This window comes from Streptomyces sp. NPDC028711, from assembly GCF_055565415.1.
On record NZ_JBVHUJ010000004.1, the window covers coordinates 711921 to 731384 of the forward strand.

Annotated in this window: 20 protein-coding genes; 9 read left to right on the forward strand and 11 right to left on the reverse strand. The window is 72.5% G+C overall.

What is annotated here, in order from left to right; all coding sequences use genetic code 11:
- Positions 1-38 precede the first annotated feature (38 nt).
- Entirely contained in the window at positions 39-614 is a 576-nt protein-coding gene (locus ACZ4VK_RS17855) for a DUF1003 domain-containing protein (protein WP_468353235.1), read from the reverse strand.
- Positions 604-1875: a magnesium transporter MgtE N-terminal domain-containing protein gene (locus tag ACZ4VK_RS17860; protein ID WP_468353237.1), complete on the reverse strand. Its 1272-nt coding sequence runs from the start codon at positions 1873-1875 to the stop codon at positions 604-606. Before ACZ4VK_RS17860 ends, ACZ4VK_RS17855 begins: the two co-directional genes overlap by 11 nt.
- A gap of 302 nt (positions 1876-2177) precedes the next feature.
- Between ACZ4VK_RS17860 and ACZ4VK_RS17865 the strand changes: the two genes are divergently transcribed.
- On the forward strand, positions 2178-2936 hold the full coding sequence (locus ACZ4VK_RS17865; protein WP_468353239.1) for a hypothetical protein: 759 nt from the start codon (positions 2178-2180) through the stop codon (positions 2934-2936).
- A 69-nt stretch (positions 2937-3005) separates the two neighbouring features.
- Here ACZ4VK_RS17865 and ACZ4VK_RS17870 read toward each other — a convergent pair whose 3' ends face one another.
- Positions 3006-3503, reverse strand: a complete 498-nt coding sequence (locus ACZ4VK_RS17870) for a hypothetical protein (RefSeq protein ID WP_468353241.1) — start codon at positions 3501-3503, stop codon at positions 3006-3008.
- A 187-nt stretch (positions 3504-3690) separates the two neighbouring features.
- On the reverse strand, positions 3691-4818 hold the full coding sequence (locus ACZ4VK_RS17875) for a magnesium and cobalt transport protein CorA (protein WP_468353243.1): 1128 nt from the start codon (positions 4816-4818) through the stop codon (positions 3691-3693).
- A gap of 430 nt (positions 4819-5248) precedes the next feature.
- Here ACZ4VK_RS17875 and ACZ4VK_RS17880 point away from each other — a divergent pair, with 430 nt between their 5' ends.
- The 4 genes from ACZ4VK_RS17880 (at position 5249) to ACZ4VK_RS17895 (ending at position 8513) form a co-directional block, all read left to right on the forward strand.
- A complete protein-coding gene (locus tag ACZ4VK_RS17880; RefSeq protein ID WP_468353245.1) occupies positions 5249-5833 on the forward strand; it encodes a suppressor of fused domain protein in 585 nt (194 codons plus the stop codon).
- Positions 5834-6055: 222 nt separating this feature from the next.
- Positions 6056-6694, forward strand: a complete 639-nt coding sequence (locus ACZ4VK_RS17885) for a DUF6758 family protein (RefSeq protein WP_468353247.1) — start codon at positions 6056-6058, stop codon at positions 6692-6694.
- 126 nt (positions 6695-6820) lie between these two features.
- Positions 6821-7684: a PHP domain-containing protein gene (locus ACZ4VK_RS17890; protein WP_468353249.1), complete on the forward strand. Its 864-nt coding sequence runs from the start codon at positions 6821-6823 to the stop codon at positions 7682-7684.
- 223 nt (positions 7685-7907) lie between these two features.
- Positions 7908-8513, forward strand: coding sequence for a MarC family protein (locus tag ACZ4VK_RS17895; protein WP_468353251.1), 606 nt, complete (start codon positions 7908-7910; stop codon positions 8511-8513).
- Between the two features lie 92 nt (positions 8514-8605).
- On the opposite strand, the gene ACZ4VK_RS17900 is transcribed toward ACZ4VK_RS17895, so the two are convergent.
- The gene (locus ACZ4VK_RS17900) at positions 8606-8758 is read right to left on the reverse strand and encodes a hypothetical protein (protein ID WP_086024648.1); all 153 of its coding nucleotides are present in this window, start codon (positions 8756-8758) and stop codon (positions 8606-8608) included.
- A gap of 175 nt (positions 8759-8933) precedes the next feature.
- Between ACZ4VK_RS17900 and ACZ4VK_RS17905 the strand changes: the two genes are divergently transcribed.
- Positions 8934-9863 (forward strand): NYN domain-containing protein, encoded by a 930-nt coding sequence (locus ACZ4VK_RS17905; protein ID WP_468353254.1) that lies wholly within the window; start codon positions 8934-8936, stop codon positions 9861-9863.
- On the opposite strand, the gene ACZ4VK_RS17910 is transcribed toward ACZ4VK_RS17905, so the two are convergent.
- The gene (locus tag ACZ4VK_RS17910; RefSeq protein ID WP_468353256.1) at positions 9847-10734 is read right to left on the reverse strand and encodes an alpha/beta fold hydrolase; all 888 of its coding nucleotides are present in this window, start codon (positions 10732-10734) and stop codon (positions 9847-9849) included. The two genes, ACZ4VK_RS17905 and ACZ4VK_RS17910, sit on opposite strands and share 17 nt — an antisense overlap.
- Before the next feature lie 101 nt (positions 10735-10835).
- On the reverse strand, positions 10836-13511 hold the full coding sequence (locus ACZ4VK_RS17915; protein WP_468353258.1) for a DEAD/DEAH box helicase: 2676 nt from the start codon (positions 13509-13511) through the stop codon (positions 10836-10838).
- A 487-nt stretch (positions 13512-13998) separates the two neighbouring features.
- Here ACZ4VK_RS17915 and ACZ4VK_RS17920 point away from each other — a divergent pair, with 487 nt between their 5' ends.
- Positions 13999-14721: a ferritin-like fold-containing protein gene (locus ACZ4VK_RS17920; protein WP_468353260.1), complete on the forward strand. Its 723-nt coding sequence runs from the start codon at positions 13999-14001 to the stop codon at positions 14719-14721.
- Positions 14722-14757: 36 nt separating this feature from the next.
- Here ACZ4VK_RS17920 and ACZ4VK_RS17925 read toward each other — a convergent pair whose 3' ends face one another.
- From ACZ4VK_RS17925 to ACZ4VK_RS17940, 4 genes are all read right to left on the reverse strand, one after another.
- A complete protein-coding gene (locus ACZ4VK_RS17925) occupies positions 14758-15030 on the reverse strand; it encodes a hypothetical protein (protein WP_468353262.1) in 273 nt (90 codons plus the stop codon).
- 180 nt (positions 15031-15210) lie between these two features.
- A complete protein-coding gene (locus ACZ4VK_RS17930; RefSeq protein WP_015036001.1) occupies positions 15211-15438 on the reverse strand; it encodes a DUF3107 domain-containing protein in 228 nt (75 codons plus the stop codon).
- Positions 15439-15565: 127 nt separating this feature from the next.
- Positions 15566-16225, reverse strand: coding sequence for a TetR/AcrR family transcriptional regulator (locus tag ACZ4VK_RS17935; protein ID WP_468353264.1), 660 nt, complete (start codon positions 16223-16225; stop codon positions 15566-15568).
- Between the two features lie 221 nt (positions 16226-16446).
- Complete coding sequence (locus ACZ4VK_RS17940) at positions 16447-16665, reverse strand: hypothetical protein (RefSeq protein ID WP_468353266.1); 219 nt, start codon at positions 16663-16665, stop codon at positions 16447-16449.
- A gap of 140 nt (positions 16666-16805) precedes the next feature.
- Here ACZ4VK_RS17940 and ACZ4VK_RS17945 point away from each other — a divergent pair, with 140 nt between their 5' ends.
- Positions 16806-17774 carry an alpha/beta fold hydrolase gene (locus tag ACZ4VK_RS17945; protein ID WP_468353268.1) on the forward strand — a complete coding sequence of 323 codons (969 nt, stop codon included), beginning with the start codon at positions 16806-16808 and terminating at the stop codon, positions 17772-17774.
- 224 nt (positions 17775-17998) lie between these two features.
- A complete protein-coding gene (locus ACZ4VK_RS17950; protein WP_468353270.1) occupies positions 17999-19249 on the forward strand; it encodes a DUF3152 domain-containing protein in 1251 nt (416 codons plus the stop codon).
- The last annotated feature ends 215 nt before the right edge of the window (positions 19250-19464 follow it).

Sequence of the window (19464 nt, forward strand, 5' to 3'; positions counted from 1 at the left end):
GATGGTACGGCGCCGACCACCGGGCCATGAAAGCCCTGTCAACGGTCGGGTACGTCACTTCGCCGGGTGTCGCCGGACGGGAATAGATCGCGCTGCTCCTCCAGGTCCTTGATGAGGTCCTGGAGCTCCGAGCGGATCCAGTCGCGCGTGGCGACCTCGCCGAGGCCCATCCGGAGCGCCGCGATCTCCCGCGTCAGGTACTCGGTGTCGGCGATCGACCGCTCGTTCTGCTTCCGGTCCTGCTCCAGATTGACCCGGTCCCGGTCGTCCTGCCGGTTCTGGGCGAGCAGGATCAGCGGCGCCGCGTACGAGGCCTGGAGGGACAGCGCGAGCGTCAGGAAGATGAACGGGTACTCGTCGAACTTCAGCGCTCCGGGCGCGAAGATGTTCCACGCGACCCAGACGATGATCGTCAGGGTCATCCAGACGAGGAACCGGCCCGTCCCCAGGAACCGGGCGATCCGCTCCGAGAGCCGCCCGAAGGCCTCGGGGTCGTACTCCGGGAGGAGTCTCGCCCGCCGTTCGCGCGGCAGGTCGAGCCGGATGCGGGGGCCCGGCCGGTCCCGCTCCCTGTCCCGCTCGCGCTCCCGGTCCTGCGTACGCTCAGCGGCCATGTCCGGCCCCCTCCTCGTGGAACTCGGTCTCGCGCCAGTCCTCCGGCAGCAGGTGGTCCAGTACGTCGTCGACGGTGACCGCGCCGAGCAGCGAACCGCCCTCGTCCACCACGGGCGCCGCGACCATGTTGTACGCGGCGAGATAGCTGGTGACCGCGGGCAGCGGGGTGTCCGGGCCCAGCGGCGGCAGATCGCTGTCCACGAGCGAGCTGACCAGCGTGAACGGCGGATCGCGCAGCAGCCGCTGGAAATGGACCGTGCCCAGGTACTTGCCCGTCGGCGTCTCGTCCGGCGGCCGGCACACGTACACCTGCGCGGCGAGCGCCGGGGACAGGTCCTGCTGCCGGACCCGGGCGAGCGCGTCCGCGACCGTCGCGTCCGGCCGCAGCACGATCGGCTCGGTCGTCATCAGACCGCCCGCCGTGCGCTCCTCGTACGCGAGGAGCCGGCGCACGTCGGCCGCGTCGTCCGGCTGCATCAGGGTGAGGAGCCGTTCCTTGTCCTCCTCGGGCAGCTCGGACAGCAGGTCGGCCGCGTCGTCGGGGTCCATCGCCTCCAGGACGTCGGCCGCGCGCTCCTCCTTCAGCTTGCCGAGGATCTCGATCTGGTCGTCCTCCGGAAGCTCTTCGAGGACGTCGGCGAGCCGGTCGTCGTCGAGCGCGGCGGCCACCTCCGCGCGCCGTTTGGGGGAGAGGTGGTGCAGCGCGTTGGCGACGTCGGCGGGACGCAGCCGCTCGAAGGTGGCGACGAGGCTCTCGGCGCCCTGCCCGTGCTCCTCCAGGGAGAAACCGGTGACGGCCGACCACTCGACGGTCAGCGTCTCACCCTTGCGGCGCAGCGCCCCGCCCTTGCCGCGCCGCACGAAGACCTTGTCGATCTCCCAGTCGCGGCGGGCGGGCAGCTGCTGGATGGCGACGTCGAGGACGCTGACCTCCTCGCCCGTCTCCACCAGCGTCACCCGCCGGTCGAGGAGCTCGCCGAGGACGAGCCGCTCGGTCGGGCGCTGCTCGAAGCGGCGCATGTTGACCACGCCGGTGGTGATGACCTGCCCGGACTGGACGCCGGTGATCCGGGTCATGGGGACGAACACCCGGCGGCGGCTGAGGACCTCCACGACCATGCCGAGCAGCCGCGGCGGCCTGCGCCCGACCCGGAGCATGGCCACCAGGTCGCTGACCCGGCCGACCTGGTCGCCGACGGGGTCGAAGACGGGGACCCCCGCGAGGTGGGAGACGAAGATCCGGGGGGCGCCTGCCGCCATGCCACGCGCCTCCTCGGTGCCGCACGATTCGAATCACTGCAGATCGGCGCAGATCCCTGCGGAGCTCTGCCGGGTTCAGGCTAGCCCGTGCCGTTCCGCCCCGCCCCGGCAGCGCCTCCGTACGGCTGCCGCCGGGTCCGTCACCCGGCCCGGGTACGCTGCGGTCTGCCGTTCCCCCCACCTCGGCTCCGACACCGGACCCGGCGCTTCCGCCGGGCCGGAAGCGCGGTAGTCTCCCCGGCCCGGCACTCGGTACGGGCCCACGGCCCGTCGCCCACCCCCACGACACGAGAGGCGCGCAGATGACCGTCCGTACCCCGTCATCGCGTATCCGCGGGGCTGCCACGCCCCTGGCGCTCTGCGCCGCACTGACGGTGGGACTCTCGGCCTGCGCGGCCGACCCGGACGAGGGGACCAACGGGGTCGGCAAGCTCTCCGCGCCCGAGATCGAGGGCAAGGCGCGGTCGGCCGCGGACACGGCGAAGGCCGTACGGCTCTCCGGGACCCTGGTCAGCAAGGGCGACACCTTCAAGCTGAACATGCGCCTCAAGCAGGACGGCGCCACCGGTTCCGTGACGACGAAGAACAGCACCTTCGAGCTGCTGCGGGTCGGCGACGCGCTCTATCTGAAGGCCGACGCGGGCTTCTGGGCGCACGACACCGAGGACGGCGGCGGGCCGACGGAGGCGGACGCGGAGGCCGCCGACAAGCTGGACGACATGTACGTGAAGGTGCCGCAGGGCGACCCCTCGTACAAGCAGCTGCGCGGCTTCACCGACATGGGTCTGCTCCTCGACGGGCTGATCGGCCTGCACGGCGACAAGGTCAAGGGAGACCGGGACCGGATCGGCGGGGTCCGAACGGTCAAGGTCAAGGGCGGCGAGGGCGGCGAGGGCGGCACCCTCGACGTGGCCCTCGAGGGCTCCCCGTACCCGCTGCAGTTCGCGCGGGGCGGGGGAGCGGGGGTCGTGGTGCTCTCCGAGTGGAACAAGGACTTCCCGCTCGCCCCGCCGTCGAAGGAGGAGACCCTCGACTACGGCAAGCAGCTGCCCCGGACCTAGCCCCGGACGTACGACCGCCGGCGGCGCCCGGGCACCGGTCCGGGAAAGACCGCTCGCCGCCGGGACCGACTACCGCCGACGGAGCTTGAGGAGCAGTCTCGGGAGACCGGCCGGGACCGGGTCGCGGGTCGTGGCCCCCGAGGGCGGCGGTACGGCCGCCAGGGAGCCGTCCGGCAGCTCCGTGGTCACCGCGCGCGGGTCGAGCCGCAGCACCCGGCACTCGCGCGCCCAGCGGCCCGTCATGGCCTCGCCGTCGGGCGCGTTGAGCCGCTTGCCCTTGAGCTCGGCGACCGCCGCGTCCCACTCCTCGGTTCCGGCGGAGAGTTCCCGTACGGCGGCCGTCCACGCCACGAGCCGGCCGCCCTTGTCCTTGCTGCGGACCGTCACCTCGGCCGTACCGCCGTCGAGCAGACCGGGCAGCGGCTGCTCGCCGGGGCCGTCGCCGACGACGAGCGCGGCGCCGTCGTGCCAGACGTGCCAGAGCGCGCGGACGGGGCCGGTGCCGCGCACCCAGACGAGGCCGGACTTCTTGGTGGCCTCCTCGACGAGGAAGAGCTCTTCGGTCATGGCCCGAAGCCTAACGGCACGTCGAGGGCGGGTCCGGCGGATCATGGCCGGGGTCGCGACGCCTGGCACGGCACCTCGCCGCGTTGCCGAAACGCCTGAATAGCTCCGCTATTAAGGCGCTCCGGCGCCTTGCGATGTACCGCACCAGACGCCGCGCCCTATCCGGCCCTGATCCGCCGGACCCGCCCTAAAGCCAGCCGTTGCGCTTCAGGGTGCGGTGGATGGTGAAGCAGATGGCCACGATGCCGGTCAGCACCATCGGGTAGCCGTACTTCCAGTGCAGCTCCGGCATGTGGTCGAAGTTCATGCCGTAGACGCCGCAGACCGCCGTGGGGACGGCGACGATCGCCGCCCACGAGGTGATCTTGCGCATGTCCTCGTTCTGCGCGACGGTCGCCTGCGCCAGATTGGCCTGGAGGATCGAGTTCAGGAGCTCGTCGAAGCCGACGACCTGCTCCTGGACGCGGGCGAGGTGGTCGGCGACGTCACGGAAGTACTTCTGGATGTCGGGGTCGACCAGCCGCATCGGCCGCTCGCTGAGCAGCTGCATCGGGCGGAGCAGCGGCGTGACGGCCCGCTTGAACTCCAGCACCTCGCGCTTGAGCTGGTAGATCCGGCCGGTGTCCGTACCCCGCGTGGCGCCCTTCGCGGCCGGCGAGAAGACGTCGATCTCCAGCTGGTCGATGTCGAGTTCGACGGCGTCGGCGACCGCGATGTAGCCGTCGACGACATGGTCGGCGATGGCGTGCAGCACGGCCGAGGGGCCCTTGGCGAGCAGCTCGGGCTCGCCCTGGAGGCGGTGCCGGAGGTTGCGCAGGGAGCCCTGGCCGCCGTGCCGGACGGTGATGACGAAGTCGGGGCCGGTGAAGCACATGACCTCGCCGGTCTCCACGACCTCGCTGGTCGCGGTGAGTTCGGCGTGCTCCACGTAGTGGATGGTCTTGAAGACGGTGAAGAGGGTGTCGTCGTACCGCTCCAGCTTGGGCCGCTGGTGGGCGTGGACGGCGTCCTCGACGGCCAGCGGGTGCAGCCCGAACTCGGCGGCGATACCGGCGAATTCGGCCTCCGTCGGCTCGTGCAGACCGATCCAGGTGAAGCCGCCGCTCTCGCTCACCTGGCGCATCGCGCCCCGAGGGGTGAGGCACTCGCTGTCGTCGACACGGCGCCCGTCGCGGTAGACCGCGCAGTCGACCACGGCGCTTGAGGCCGAGTGGTCACGGGTGGGGTCGTACGAGGTGTACGTGGTGGGGGTCTTGCGCAGGGGGTGCCGCAGGCTCGGACGGACGGCTGCGCGCAGGTCACGGATCATCGACATGGGCGTGCTCCTTCACGGAGAGGCCGTCGGCGAGCGTGGCACAGCCCGGAATGGGGACGGGGAGTCAGGTCGTCCACAAAGCGGGCGGCACCGAGGGATCGCGGTGACGGCGTTCGCTACAGACAGGCAAAGGCGAGATGCTCTTCCGTCGTGCGAGATGCCGGGGAGCGGAGTCCGTACGGAGAGGTACGGGCCGGAATCACCGGAGAGTCGTACGCACCGGGCTCGGGTGCGGGGCGGAAGAGCGGCTGGTACTGCCCGACCGACTTCGGTCCATCGCAGCCCCACCTCCTCCGGCCGGTCCCTCGTGAGGGATGACGTGTGACGAGTAGTCAGGAGTTCGGGACTCCCGACCAGCGGCCAAGACTATCAGCCGACAGAGGGTCAATCCCTTCCTTTGCCCGTTCCGTACGCGCTTTATGCTCAACCCATGGGAGAAGTTCTTGCTCTGGTCGAGGCCCGGTTGCGTACGGCCCTCGGAGAACCGGACGCGCGCGCCGCGGTGACGTTTCTCGGCACGGACCGGATCGAGGTGCTCCGATTCATGGACGGCGATCTCGTGCGGTACGCGACCCTCGGCATGTCGGCCCAGCCGATGGCCGACCCGACCGCCGCCCTCGCCGACCCCGTGAAGGGCCCGCGCGCGGAGCTCGTCCTGACGGTGCGCGGCGGACTCGCCGACACCGACAAGGTGCTGCGCCCGCTCGCCGTCCTCGCCTCCACCCCCCAGGTCGAGGGCGTGATCGTGGCCCCCGGCGCCTCGCTCGACGTCGGCGAGCCGCTCTGGCCGGGCGCCGCCTTCAGCTCCGTCCTCGTCGCGGAGTCCGGCGGCCTGATCGAGGACCTGGAACTCGACGAGCCGATGGACCCCGTGCGCTTCCTGCCGCTCCTCCCGATGACCTCGAACGAGGCCGCGTGGAAGCGGGTGCACGGGGCGCAGGCCCTGGAGGAGCGCTGGCTCGCGCAGGGCACGGACCTGCGCGACCCGCTGCGCAGGTCCGTGAACCTGGACTGAGCGAGGTCCGTGAACCCCGGCCGAGTGACGTGGGCCCGCGCCCGACCGAGGTCCGTGAACCCCGGCCGGACGACGGTGTCCGCACCGGCGGCCGGGGTCCGTGAACCCCGGTCGGGCGCCGCGGGTCGCGCCGGCGACCGAGGGTGAACGGCACGGGCCGGACGGGTGATCGTCCGTGGCCGTCCTTGACGCCGGGCTCCGGGGGTAGGACCGTTGAGCCCTATGAGGGGCGAACCCAGTTGTCCGAAGTGTGGTGGCCGGGTCAGGGCGCCCGGGCTGTTCGCCGACTCCTGGCAGTGCGACGTGCACGGCTCGGTGCACCCGCTCCAGCCCGTGATCCCGCCCAGTGTCGAGGCGCTCGGCGTCGTGGTGCATCGGTCCCAGGTGCCGGTGTGGATGCCGTGGCCCCTGCCCGTCGGCTGGCTCTTCACCGGAGTCGCGTACGCCGGTGACGACCGCAGCGGGGGACGCGCGACCGCCGTCGCCTGCTCGGGCCCGGGACCGCTCGGCGGCCTCGGCGAGCTGCTGCTGATCGCGGAGGAACTGGGAGTCGGCCTCGGCGCGCGGTACGCGGGCATCGACGGCCCCGACCCGGGCGCCGGCATGGCCATCGACAAGCCCCCGCAGACGAAGGTGCTCGCCGCAGGACGGCCCACCCCGCTCTGGCACGTCAACGGCACGCCCCACGACCGCGCGGTGTTCGCGGGGGAGGCGCGCGGCCTCTGGCTCTGGGCGATCGTCTGGCCCGAGCAGTCCGGCCTCCTGATGTACGACGAACTGGTCCTGACGGACCTGCGGGACGCGGGCGCCGAGGTCGAACTGCTCCCGTGCGGCGCCCTGACGCCGAGGCTCCTCGGCTAGACCCCTGGGACGGAGCCGGGGGCGGATCGTGGCCCGGGTGCGCTCGTGGAACCGTACAAGCGTGTTCGATTCGCCCGTTATGCTGGAGCGTCCCTCGTCCGTCCCGAGCCCCCGGAGTACCGCGTCGTGCGCATCGATCTGCACACCCACTCCACGGCCTCCGACGGTACGGACACCCCGGCCGAGCTCGTTCGGAACGCCGCGGCGGCGGGACTCGACGTCGTCGCGCTCACGGACCACGACACCACCCGCGGTCACGCCGAGGCGATCGACGCGCTCCCCGAGGGGCTGACCCTCGTCACCGGCGCCGAGCTGTCCTGCCGGGTCGACGGCATCGGCCTGCACATGCTCGCGTACCTCTTCGACCCGCTGGAGCCCGCGCTCCTCGCCGAGCGCGAGCTCGTCAGGGACGACCGGGTGCCGCGCGCGCGGGCCATGGTCGGCAAGCTCCAGGAGCTGGGCGTCCCGGTCACCTGGGAGCAGGTCGCCAGGATCGCGGGCGACGGTTCCGTGGGCCGCCCGCACGTCGCGGAGGCGCTCGTCGAGCTCGGTGTCGTACCGGACGTGTCCGGGGCGTTCACGCCGGAGTGGCTCGCCGACGGCGGCCGGGCGTACGTCGGGAAGCACGAGCTCGACCCGGTCGAGGCGATCCGTCTGGTCAAGGCGGCCGGCGGGGTCACCGTCTTCGCGCACCCGCTCGCCGTCAAGCGCGGCCAGGTGCTGCCCGAGGCCTCGATAGCCCGGCTCGCCGAGGCCGGACTCGACGGCATCGAGGTCGACCACATGGACCACGACGAGGCGACGCGCGCGCGGCTGCGCGGGCTCGCGAAGGAACTGGGTCTGCTGACCACCGGCTCCAGCGACTACCACGGCAGCCGCAAGACCTGCCGTCTCGGCGAGTACACGACCGACCCCGAGATCTACGGCGAGATCACCCGCCGTGCGGCGGGGGCCTTCCCGGTCCCCGGCGCCGGGGGAACCTCCGTCTAGTCCCGGGCCGGGCTCTCCGCCCCGTTCCCGCCGTCCCACCGCTCCGGAGGCGGGCCACCGCGCCCGCCCCCGCGCGCCCGCCCACTCCGCGCACCCCACGCGGCCGCGTACGGCTCTCCGCCGTGCGACGGCGGCGCCTCACCCTGCCCCTTCGGCGGAATCCCGCATTCCGGTGGCAGGGGTGACACCCCACCGTTCCACCTCTCCCGCAAGGCACCCCACCGTGTTCGACGTCGCCGTCTTCGGCTCGCTGTTCCTGACCCTCTTCGTGATCATGGATCCCCCCGGGATCACCCCGATCTTCCTCGCCCTCACCTCCGGCCGCGCGGCCAAGGTGCAGCGCCGGATGGCCTGGCAGGCCGTCGCCGTGGCCTTCGGCGTCATCACCGTCTTCGGCATCCTCGGGCAGCAGATCCTCGACTACCTGCACGTCTCCGTCCCCGCGCTGATGATCGCGGGCGGTCTCCTGCTGCTGCTCATCGCGCTCGACCTGCTCACCGGCAAGACCGACGAGCCGAAGCAGACCAAGGACGTGAACGTCGCCCTCGTCCCCCTGGGCATGCCCCTGCTCGCCGGCCCCGGCGCCATCGTCTCCGTCATCCTCGCCGTGCAGAACGCCGACGGCGCGTCCGCGCAGGTCTCCGTCTGGGCCGCCATCGTCGCCATGCACGTCGTGCTCTGGCTGACCATGCGGTACTCGCTGCTGATCATCCGGGTCATCAAGGACGGCGGCGTGGTCCTGGTGACCCGCCTCGCCGGCATGATGCTCTCCGCCATCGCGGTGCAGCAGATCATCAACGGCGTCACCCAGGTGATCCAGAACGCCTGAGCACCCGGGTCCTGACACCACTGCGCCCCCGTACGGATTCCGCTCTGGCGGAGTCCGTGCGGGGGCGCGGTGCGTGGGGTGGACCCGGCCTGTTACGAGGCCGAGGTCTCGGCGGGGCGGATCCAGATGCGCTGGCCGATCGAAGCGGCCTGCTGCACGATCCGATTGACGGAGGCGGCGTCCACGACGGTCCGGTCGACGGGCGTGCCGTCGATGTCGTCGAGTCGCAGGATTTCGAAGCGCATGGGCTTCTCCCTTCGTCTGAGTTGATCCTCCGTGTGGAGAACTGGTGTGACATACGGGTCCAACGACATGCACCCGGCAAACATTCCTTACGCTAAGGAAAATTTTCGGATGGCTAACTACCGATGGGTAGAGGGTGTGGCGGCCCGGCCCGGAGCGGCGGACAATGAACCCCGTATGAACGACGCAGACACCACTCAGGTGACCGAGACCGACGCCCGCCTGCGCGCAGTCGACGCGCGCCTGGAGCGCACCAATGAGCTCCTCCAACGGATGCTGGCCGAGGTCGCCAAGACTCCCTCCACCCACGCCATCTTCGTCGACGCGGGTTACGTCCATGCTGCGGCCGGGTTGCTTGTGACGGGCACCGAGGACCGGCGCTCCTTCGACCTCGACGCGGAGGGTCTCATCGAGGCCTTCATCGACAAGGCCCGCACGATCTTCGCCGACAGCAGACTGCTCCGCGTCTACTGGTACGACGGGGCGAGACGCCGCATCCACACCCCCGAGCAGCAGGCCATCGCCGAACTCCCCGACGTCAAGGTCCGCCTCGGCAACCTCAACGCCAACAACCAGCAGAAGGGCGTCGACTCCCTCATCCGTACGGACCTGGAGTCCCTAGCCCGCCACCGCGCCATCAGTGACGCCGCCCTCGTCGGCGGCGACGAGGACCTCGTCTCGGCCGTCGAGGCGGCCCAGGGCTACGGCGCCCGCGTCCACCTCTGGGGCATCGAGGCCGCCGAGGGACGCAACCAGGCCGAGGCGCTCCTCTGGGAGGTCGACAGCCAGCGCACCTTCGAGCTCGACTTCTGCCGCCCGTACGTCACCCGCCGCCCCGTCACCACGTACGAGAACGAGAGCGAGCCGCCGCCCTCCCGCGAGGAGGTGCGGTTCATCGGCGCCCAGATCGCGGCGACCTGGCTCGGCGAGCGCGGCCGGGACCGGCTTGCCGAACTCCTGCCGAGCGCGCCCTACCTCCCGGGGCCCGTCGACCAGGACCTGCTCGTCGAGGCGGAACGCCTGCTCAGCCGCTCCCTGCGCGGCCACGCCGCACTCCGGCGCTCCCTGCGGGACGGCTTCTGGCAGCACCTCAAGGCGCAGTTCTGAACCCCGCGGGAGCCTCCGCCCCTTCCCAGAAGCCGGTGAGCAGGTCGGTCAGCTCCCGCGGGTGCGACACGTTGGGGGAGTGGCCCGCGCCCTTCACCACCGTGTGGTGCGCGCCGGTGCGGGCCGCCGCCGCGGCGAGGTCGCCGACGGGCCAGACCATCTCGTCCGTCCCGTACGCGATGTGCACGGGCATCCGCAGCTCGGCCAGCTCGGCCGTACCGTCCTGGCGGCAGAGCAACAGCCGTCCAGCGCCCGCGAGTTGGGTGATCCGGGTCCGCATCCAGCGCCGCCGCAGGAAGACCGCGAGCTCCGGTACGTCGCTCGTGTCCGGCTCCTCGCCCCGGCTGTCCAGCCAGCACATCAGCTGCCAGACCCGCTCCTTCGACAGCAGCGCGAGGCCGACGCGCAGCACCCTGATCCGGATCCGCTGCGGCCTGGTGACCCGGCCGGGGCCCGAGGAGAGCAGGGTGAGCGAACGGAAGGCCGCGGGGGCGATCGTCGCCGCCTCACGGGCGACCAGCCCGCCGAAGGAGTGGCCGAGCAGCTGGACGGGACCGTCCCCGAGGGCCGCCGCCTGCGCCACAGCGTCGAGCGCGAGCGCCCGGCGCCGGTAGGCGGCCCGGCCCCGGGGACCCCGGGACTCGTACTGACCGCGCCCGTCCACCGCCACGGCCCGGTACCCGGCCTCGCTCAGCGGCCCGAGCAGGGCAAGGAAATCCTCCTTGCTGCCCGTGTACCCGGGCAGCAGCAGCACCGTCCCGCGCCGTCGGCCCAGCGGCTCCGTGTCGAGCACGGCGAAATCGCCCCGCGCGGTCACGAGTGCGCGGGCGCGGGTCCGGGGCGGCAGCAGGAGGGAACGGGGCTTGCTCATATCCGGACTGTAACCGGAGGGGCCCCCACCGGGCGGCCGGTGGACGCCGCTGCGGCCCGGCCCCTGGGGAGGGACCGGGCCGCAGCGGCGAGACGGACGGATCAGCTCTCGGGCTGAGCCGCCGCCTTCTTGGTGGTGCGACGGCGCGGGGCCTTCTTGGGCTCCTCCGCCGGGGCCTCGGCGACCGGTTCGGCGGCGGCCTTCTTCGTCGTACGGCGACGGGTCGGCGTCTTCGGCTCGGAGGCGTCAGGGGCCTCGGCCGTGACCGTCTTCTTGGTCGTACGGCGACGGGGAGCCTTCGGGGCCTCCTCGGTGGCCGGCGCGTCGACGGTCTCGGCGACCGGCTGCTCGGCGACCGGCTCCGCGACGGCCTTCTTGGCCGTGCGGCGGCGGGGGGCCTTCTTCGGCTCCTCCACCGGGGCCTCGGCGACGGGCGCGGGGGCGGTCTCGACCACGGGAGCGGCCTCGACGACCGGGGCGGTCTCGACGACCGGAGCCGTGGCGACCGGGGCCTCGATGATCACCGTTCCGACGGCCGCGGTGGCGGCGGCCGGCGAACCGGCGGCCTTGCGGACCACCCGGCGACGGGTCGTCTTCTTCGGCTCCTCCTCGACGACCGGCGCGGGCGCGGCCTCGACGATCACCGTCTCGGCCGGAGCGGAGACGGCCGGCGAACCGGCGGCCTTCCGGACCACCCGGCGACGGCGCGGTGCGGGAACCTCGGCCGTGACCTCGGCGACGGGCGCCACGGGCTCGGCCACCACAGGGGCGGCGGCGACGGGCGCCACCGGCTCGGCGGCGACGGCCTCGGCGACGACCGGCTCCGTCACGGCCTTCTTGACCACGCGGCGGCGGGTCGTCTTCTTCGGCTCGTCCACCCGGGTCTCGGCGACCGTGACCGGAGCGGTCTCGGCCACCGGGGCGGCCGAGGCGGCGCGCAGGGCGGCCGCGGCGGTCTCGACCGTCTGGAACGAACCGGTGTCCTCGACCGGACGGACACGGGGCCGGCGGCGACGCGGGGCCGGAGCCGGCTCCTGGGCCACGGGGGCCGGGGAGACGGGCGCGGCCTTCACGGCCTCAGGACGGGCGGCGGTACGGCCGCGACGGCGGGGGGCCTTCGGCTCGGCCGCCGGGGTCTCGGCGACGGCGGCAGGAGCGGCCTCCGCGACCGGGGCCACGGGAGCGGCCTTCGCGACCGGAGCGGCCTCGACGACCGGGGCCGCCTCGATGACCGGGGCGACGAAAGCGACGGGAGCCACCGTGGCCGACTGGGCGACGGGAGCCGACTGCGCGGCCGGAGCCGACTGGGCGACCGGAGCGGTCTGCGCGAACGGGACGCCCTGCGTCATCGGAGCGGAGCCCGCGGCGCCGACGCGGGTGCGACGGCGGCGGCGCGGGGTGCGCGGACCGGACTCGGCCGCGGCCTCGTCCGTCACCGTCTCGACGGCCGGGGCCGCCGACACCGGAGCGTCGCCGGTCTCGCCGCCACGGGTGCGGCGGCGCTGACGCGGGGTACGCGTCCGCTCGGGGCGCTCCTCGGTCCGCTCGGGCCTGTCGGCCTTCGGGCCGCGGGCACGGCGTCCGCCGGGCTCGCCGAGGTCCTCGAGCTCCTCGGCGCCCAGACCCGCACGGGTCCGCTCGCCGCGGGGCAGGATGCCCTTGGTGCCCGTCGGGATGTCCAGCTCCTCGAACAGGTGCGGGGAGCTGGAGTACGTCTCGACCGGGTCGTGGAAGTCGAGGCCGAGCGCCTTGTTGATGAGCTGCCAGCGCGGGATGTCGTCCCAGTCGACCAGGGTCACGGCGGTGCCCTTGTTGCCCGCGCGGCCGGTGCGGCCCACGCGGTGGAGGAACGTCTTCTCGTCCTCGGGCGACTGGTAGTTGATGACGTGGGTGACGCCCTCGACGTCGATGCCGCGCGCGGCGACGTCGGTGCAGACGAGCACGTCGACCTTGCCGTTGCGGAAGGCGCGCAGCGCCTGCTCGCGGGCGCCCTGGCCGAGGTCGCCGTGGACCGCGCCGGAGGCGAAGCCGCGACGCTCCAGCTGCTCGGCGATGTCGGCCGCCGTGCGCTTCGTACGGCAGAAGATCATCGCGAGCCCGCGGCCGTTGGCCTGCAGGATGCGGGAGACCAGCTCCGGCTTGTCCATGTTGTGCGCGCGGAAGACGTGCTGCTTGATGTTGGCGACGGTCACGCCCTCGCCGTCGGGCGAGGTGGCGCGGATGTGCGTCGGCTGCGACATGTAGCGGCGGGCGAGACCGATGACGGCGCCCGGCATGGTGGCCGAGAACAGCATGGTCTGGCGCTTCGGCGGAAGCATGTTCATGATCTTCTCGACGTCGGGCAGGAAGCCCAGGTCGAGCATCTCGTCGGCCTCGTCGAGGACGAGGACCCTGACGTGGGAGAGGTCGAGCTTGCGCTGGCCGGCCAGGTCGAGCAGGCGGCCGGGGGTGCCGACGACCACGTCGACGCCCTTCTTCAGCGCCTCGACCTGGGGCTCGTACGCCCGGCCGCCGTAGATGGCGAGCACGCGCACGTTCCGCACCTTGCCGGCGGTCAGCAGGTCGTTGGTGACCTGCTGGCACAGCTCACGGGTGGGGACGACGACGAGCGCCTGCGGGGCGTCGGTCAGCTGCTCGGGCTTGGCCCGGCCGGCCTCGACGTCCATGGGGACGGTCACGCGCTCCAGGATCGGCAGGCCGAAACCGAGGGTCTTGCCCGTGCCGGTCTTGGCCTGGCCGATGACGTCGGTGCCGGTGAGGGCGACCGGAAGGGTCATCTCCTGGATGGGGAAGGGGTTGACGATCCCGACGGCCTCAAGGGCCTCGGCCGTCTCGGGAAGGATTCCGAGGTCTCGGAAAGTCGTAGTCAGGGTGCTGCCTCTTCTGTGAGACGCGGCACGAGGCGAACGAAGGGGGTCGTACCGTGTCGGGACACTTCCGGCGGGATCGGGAAGATCACTGCCGGGTGACACGGGACCACTGCCGTCGCTCGAGCGTCGAACCGCTGAGGGTGACCCTTCCGCGGGGTCCGCCGGAAGGGCTGTCGGGCCGGAGCCGATCGGGCCACCGACCGGGCATCCTCATTCATGAGTCGGCCCACCGGATACGTCCGAACGTGCGAAAGCATGTCCGCATACTCAGCAGGCGCTTTATCACTGTACCCCGGAATCGCGCATGTGTGTTGGGAGAAATGGCGATGAGGGCACGGTCACACTGACTGACCAGCGCCTTCCTCCCGTGCGCGAGCGGGCTATTGTGCGCTCCATGGAGACGCCTGACAACGCCACACCCACCGGGATCGCCGCCAAGGACTGGGCGACGGCATCCGCCGAGCCGCAGTACCGCGCCGCCGTGATCGACCTCCTCGGCGCCCTCGCCTACGGGGAGCTCGCGGCCTTCGAGCGGCTCGCAGAGGACGCCAAGCTGGCGCCGACCCTCGCGGACAAGGCGGAGCTGGCGAAGATGGCCTCGGCCGAGTTCCACCACTTCGAGCGGCTGCGGGACCGGCTCACCGCCGTGGACGCCGAGCCGACCGCCGCCATGGAGCCCTTCGCCAAGGCGCTCGACGACTTCCACCGTCAGACCGCGCCGTCGGACTGGCTGGAGGGTCTGGTCAAGGCGTACGTCGGCGACTCGATCGCCAGCGACTTCTACCGGGAGGTCGCGGCCCGCCTCGACTCGGACACACGGGGCCTCGTCCTCGCCGTGCTCGACGACACGGGCCACGGCAACTTCGCCGTCGAGAAGGTCCGCGCGGCGATCGACGCGGACCCGCGGGTCGGCGGCCGGCTCGCGCTCTGGGCCCGCCGTCTGATGGGCGAGGCGCTCTCGCAGGCGCAGCGCGTGGTCGCCGAGCGCGACGCGCTCTCGACCATGCTGGTCGGCGGCGTCGCGGACGGCTTCGACCTCGCGGAGGTCGGCCGGATGTTCTCCCGGATCACCGAGGCGCACACCAAGCGGATGGCCGCGCTCGGCCTCGCCGCGTAACGACGTCCGTCGGGACCGCGGAGGGGGCGGTGCCGCTCAGACCGTGGCTGATCGGCGCAGCCGGCGACGCGACGCCGGGCGGATCAGCAGCGAGAGCAGCACCGCCGCCACCGCCACCGCGCCGATCAGGGTCGCGAAGAAGTGTCCGGGGCCGAGTGCCCCATGGGTGACGAGCGCGCCGAAGACGCCGCCGAGCGCGCCCGTGGCGAGGACGATCATCCGGACGGGGAGGCGGTCGGGCAGCCGGTGCACGGCGGCCCAGGCCAGGGCGAAGCCGAGCAGGGCGGAACCGAGGGCTTCCAGGAACACGGTTGATCACCTCGCGAGGGGTGCGGGGCGGGTGGTGCGGTCGAGAACCCTCCTACCCCCGGCGTCCGGAACGCAATCCTTCCGTACGCCCTGACGTGGCCGTTCCCGGCAGCTCTCACGGACAGACGAAAGGCCCGGTGGACCGAGACGGTCCACCGGGCCTTTCCGCAGATCCTGGGCTCAGAGCGCGCCGAAACCCACGCGGCGCACGGCGGGCTCGCCGAGCTCCACGTACGCGATCTTCTCGGCCGGGATGAGGACCTTGCGGCCCTTCTCGTCCGAGAGGCTGAGCAGCTGCGCCTTGCCGGCCAGCGCGTCGGCCACGGCGCGCTCCACCTCCTCGGCGGACTGCCCGCTCTCCAGAACGATCTCCCGGGGTGCGTGCTGCACGCCGATCTTGACCTCCACGGCTATGTCCCTCCGAACGGTCAGCGTTGCGCGATTACCCGCGCCGTACGCTGCACACATTAGCCCGGTGAGGGGACCCGCACGGTTCACCGGCGGCACGCCAGGAGCGAACACCCGACGGGAATGTTCAGTGGCCCTCGGCGCTCAGCTGGCCGTCCACCGGGTGGAGCGGGAAGCCGGCGATGCCGCGCCAGGCGAGCGAGGTGAGCAGTCCGACCGCCTTGTCCCGGGGAATCGCGGACTCGCTCGACAGCCAGTAGCGCGCGACGACCTGGGAGACGCCGCCGAGGGCCACGGCCAGCAGCATCGACTCGTCCTTGGACAGACCGGTGTCCTCCGCGATCACGTCGGAGATCGCCTCGGCGCACTGCAGACTCACCCGGTCCACGCGCTCGCGTACGGCCGGCTCGTTCGTCAGGTCGGACTCGAAGACCAGCCGGAAGGCGCCGCCCTCGTCCTCGACGTAGGCGAAGTACGCGTCCATGGTGGCCGCGACGCGCAACTTGTTGTCGGTGGTGGAGGCGAGGGCCGTGCGCACCGCGAGGAGGAGGGACTCGCAGTGCTGGTCGAGCAGGGCGAGGTAGAGCTCCAGCTTCCCGGGGAAGTGCTGGTAGAGCACGGGCTTGCTGACGCCCGCCCGCTCGGCGATGTCGTCCATCGCGGCCGAGTGGTACCCCTGGGCGACGAAGACCTCCTGGGCCGCGCCGAGGAGCTGGTTCCGTCGGGCACGTCGCGGCAGGCGCGTGCCCCGAGGGCGTGCTGCCTCTGTCTGCTCGATGGCGCTCACGCGGCCTCCCACAATCGATCCATGCGCGCTGTCGCACGCGTCGCCATCGTACTTTTGGGTAACGCGGCTGTGCGCGGTGCGAACGCAGAATTTCACGGACCGGACGCCCGGGCCGACAGTCGATTCAAGATTAAACCGAACAAATCGGCGGGAGTCACCTGCTCAGCGGCCCGCGGGCTCATCTCGGCGGTCGCCGCTCCGGTCTCGGTCGCGCGCTCGGCTCAGCGGTAGTCGTCCTCGTCCAGAGCGACCACGCGGGCCTGCTCGGACGAGTCGGCCTCGTTGGCCGAGTCGCGCTCGACATGGGTGAGCGGTTCGTCCTCGCGCTGCTGCAGTTCGGTGTGCTGCTCGGCGGCGTCCGCCTCCGGGGTCTCCTCGTCCAGCACCACGGCCTCTTCTTCCTCGGTGAACGTGTCCGGCTCGGTCGGATCGACAGTCATGCGGTTCCTTCCGGCATGCGGGTCGCGGTCCTCTCGATGTCCCTCTGTCCCGAGCCTAGGAGTACATGCGCCCCGCCGCACACGCACCTGTGACCGCACCCACACACCTCGCCGCGTGATCGTCTCGTAATATTGCGGCCATGTCGTCGACCGAGCTGCCGGAAACCCGGAGCGCCGCCGCACCGCCCGAGCCGCGCACCACGCGCGCCGTACGGGTCGCCGACGGCGAGGAGCTCCGCTCCGTGTCGCTGCCCGGGCTCACCCTCACGGTGCGCGCCCGGCCCGGCTCCGAGGCAGGACTGCCGCCCGCGCTGTACGTCCACGGCCTCGGCGGCTCCTCGCTGAACTGGTCCACCCTGATGCCGCTGCTCGCGGACGTCGTCGACGGCGAGGCCGTCGACCTCCCCGGCTTCGGCGACTCGCCGCCGCCCGATGACGGCAACTACTCGGTCACCGGGCACGCGCGCGCCGTCATCCGGCTCCTCGACTCCGCGGGACGCGGCCCGGTCCACCTCTTCGGCAACTCGCTCGGCGGCGCCGTCGCCACCCGCGTCGCCGCCGTCCGGCCCGATCTGATCCGCACCCTCACCCTGATCTCACCGGCCCTGCCGGATCTGCGGGCCCAGCGCACGGCCTGGCCCACGGCGCTGCTCGCGGTGCCGGGCGTCGCCTCCTTCTTCGCGAGGCTCACCAAGGACTGGACGGCCGAGCAGCGGGTCAGGGGCGTCCTCTCGCTCTGTTACGGAGACCCCGGCCGGGTCACCGACGAGGGCCTCAGGGACGCCGTCGAGGAGATGGAGCGGCGCCTGGAGCTCCCGTACTTCTGGGACGCCATGGCCCGCTCCTCGCGCGGCATCGTCGACGCGTACACGCTCGGCGGCCAGCACGGGCTGTGGCGGCAGGCCGAGCGGGTCCTCGCGCCGACGCTGCTGATCTACGGCGGACGCGACCAGCTCGTCTCGTACCGCACGGCCCGGAAGGCGGCCGCGGCCTTCCGCGGCTCGCGCCTGCTGACCCTTCCCGAGGCGGGTCACGTGGCGATGATGGAGTACCCCGAGACGGTCGCCCAGGCCGCCCGGGACCTGATCGTCGATCACGGCGGGAGCTGATCCGGGGCGTGGGACGACATAGTCGCAAGGGCTCCGCGCCCTCGGTGGCCGACACCGGGCAACAGCCGGCGGCCGCCAGGCCGGCGGGGACGCAGGGAACGGCGGGGACGCAGGCGGGGACCCGGGCAACGGCCGGAACGACGGGACCGGCGGCCGGGCGCGCGCCGGGGACCGGACGCCGTCGCAGGCCCCCGGGAAGCGGCCAGGAGACGACCGGGACCCCGGTGTACGGGACACCCGCGCACGGAACTCCGTCGTACGGGACACCCGCGCACGGAACTCCGTCGTACGGAATCCCGGGCCACGGGACCCCTGCGTACGGGAGCTCCGGGCGCGGCGCTCCGGCCCACGCCGCTCCCTCGTACGGAGCACCCGCCCTCGGCGCTCCCTCGTACGGCGGCATCCATGACACCCCCGCCCACGGGACCCCCGGCACCCCCGCGCACGGCGTGCCCGTCTACGGGACTTCCGTACGGGGCGGGCATCCGCAGCACGACGAGGGCTCCGCCCCGCGGCCCCAGCGGTACGTCCCCCGGCACGGCTCTCCCCGTACCGCCGAGCCCGAACAGGGCGCGCCCCAGAGGCCGTTCGTCCCCGGGCCGCGTCACGACGGCCAGTCCGACGGCCTTCCCGAGGGCGGCGCCCCGGTCGGCCGGGGCGGTCTGGGCCGGACCCTCACCGGTGTCGCGGCCGCCGCCGTCGCCACCGTTCTCGCCGTCATCGTCGCCGGACAGGTCACCGACGGGAAGAAGACGCCGACGGTCGCACGCGCCGCCGAGCAGCCGGCCGAGCGGGCCGTCGACGACAGCTCCGCCTCCCGCTCCGACGACCGGGTCACCCCGTCGCGCCCGGCGCCCGTCACCACCCCGGAGCCGACGTACGAGCAGCTGATCACCCGCCAGTTCCCGATCGACCCGAAGCTGAAGGGGTCAGGGAAGTTCCAGGCCGTGCCCGGCCTCCAGAAGGCGCCGGGCAAGGGGCGGCTGATCCGCTACCGGATCGACATCGAGGAAGGGCTCGGTCTCGACCAGGAGCTCTTCACCGCGACCGTCTTCAAGACGCTGAACGACCGCCGCAGCTGGGCGGGCCGGGGGGCGATGACCTTCGAGCGGATCTCCGGCGGGGAGCCCGACTTCGTCATCACGCTCGCCAGCCCCGGCACCACCGGCGAGTGGTGCGCCAAGTCCGGGCTCGACACCACGATCGACAACGTGTCCTGCGACTCCGCCTCCACCGACCGCGTGATGATCAACGCGTTCCGCTGGGCGCAGGGGGCCGCGACCTTCGGTCCCAAGGCGATGTACGCCTATCGCCAGATGCTCATCAACCACGAGGTGGGGCACCGGCTCGGGCACGGCCATGTGAGCTGCAGCACCCCCGGGGCCCTCGCCCCCGTGATGCAGCAGCAGACCAAGTCCCTCGACGTGGGCGGAATCAAGTGCCGTCCCAACCCGTGGGTGTATCCGGGGAGTTGAGCCCGTGCGGCGGCCGGACCATGGCCGCCGCCTGACGCTCGGTGACCATTCCGGCGCGTAGCGCGACAGAACGCGACCGGGGTGGGAAAGTTACGTGCATTCACCCCTTCCAGTGGTGGGGGGGGGGCCCCGGCGGGGCCCCCCCCCCCGGGAGGCGTTCAGTCGGGGCCGGGGGCGGGGCCCGGCCGCCCCGGGGGGCCCGCAACCCGCCGCAA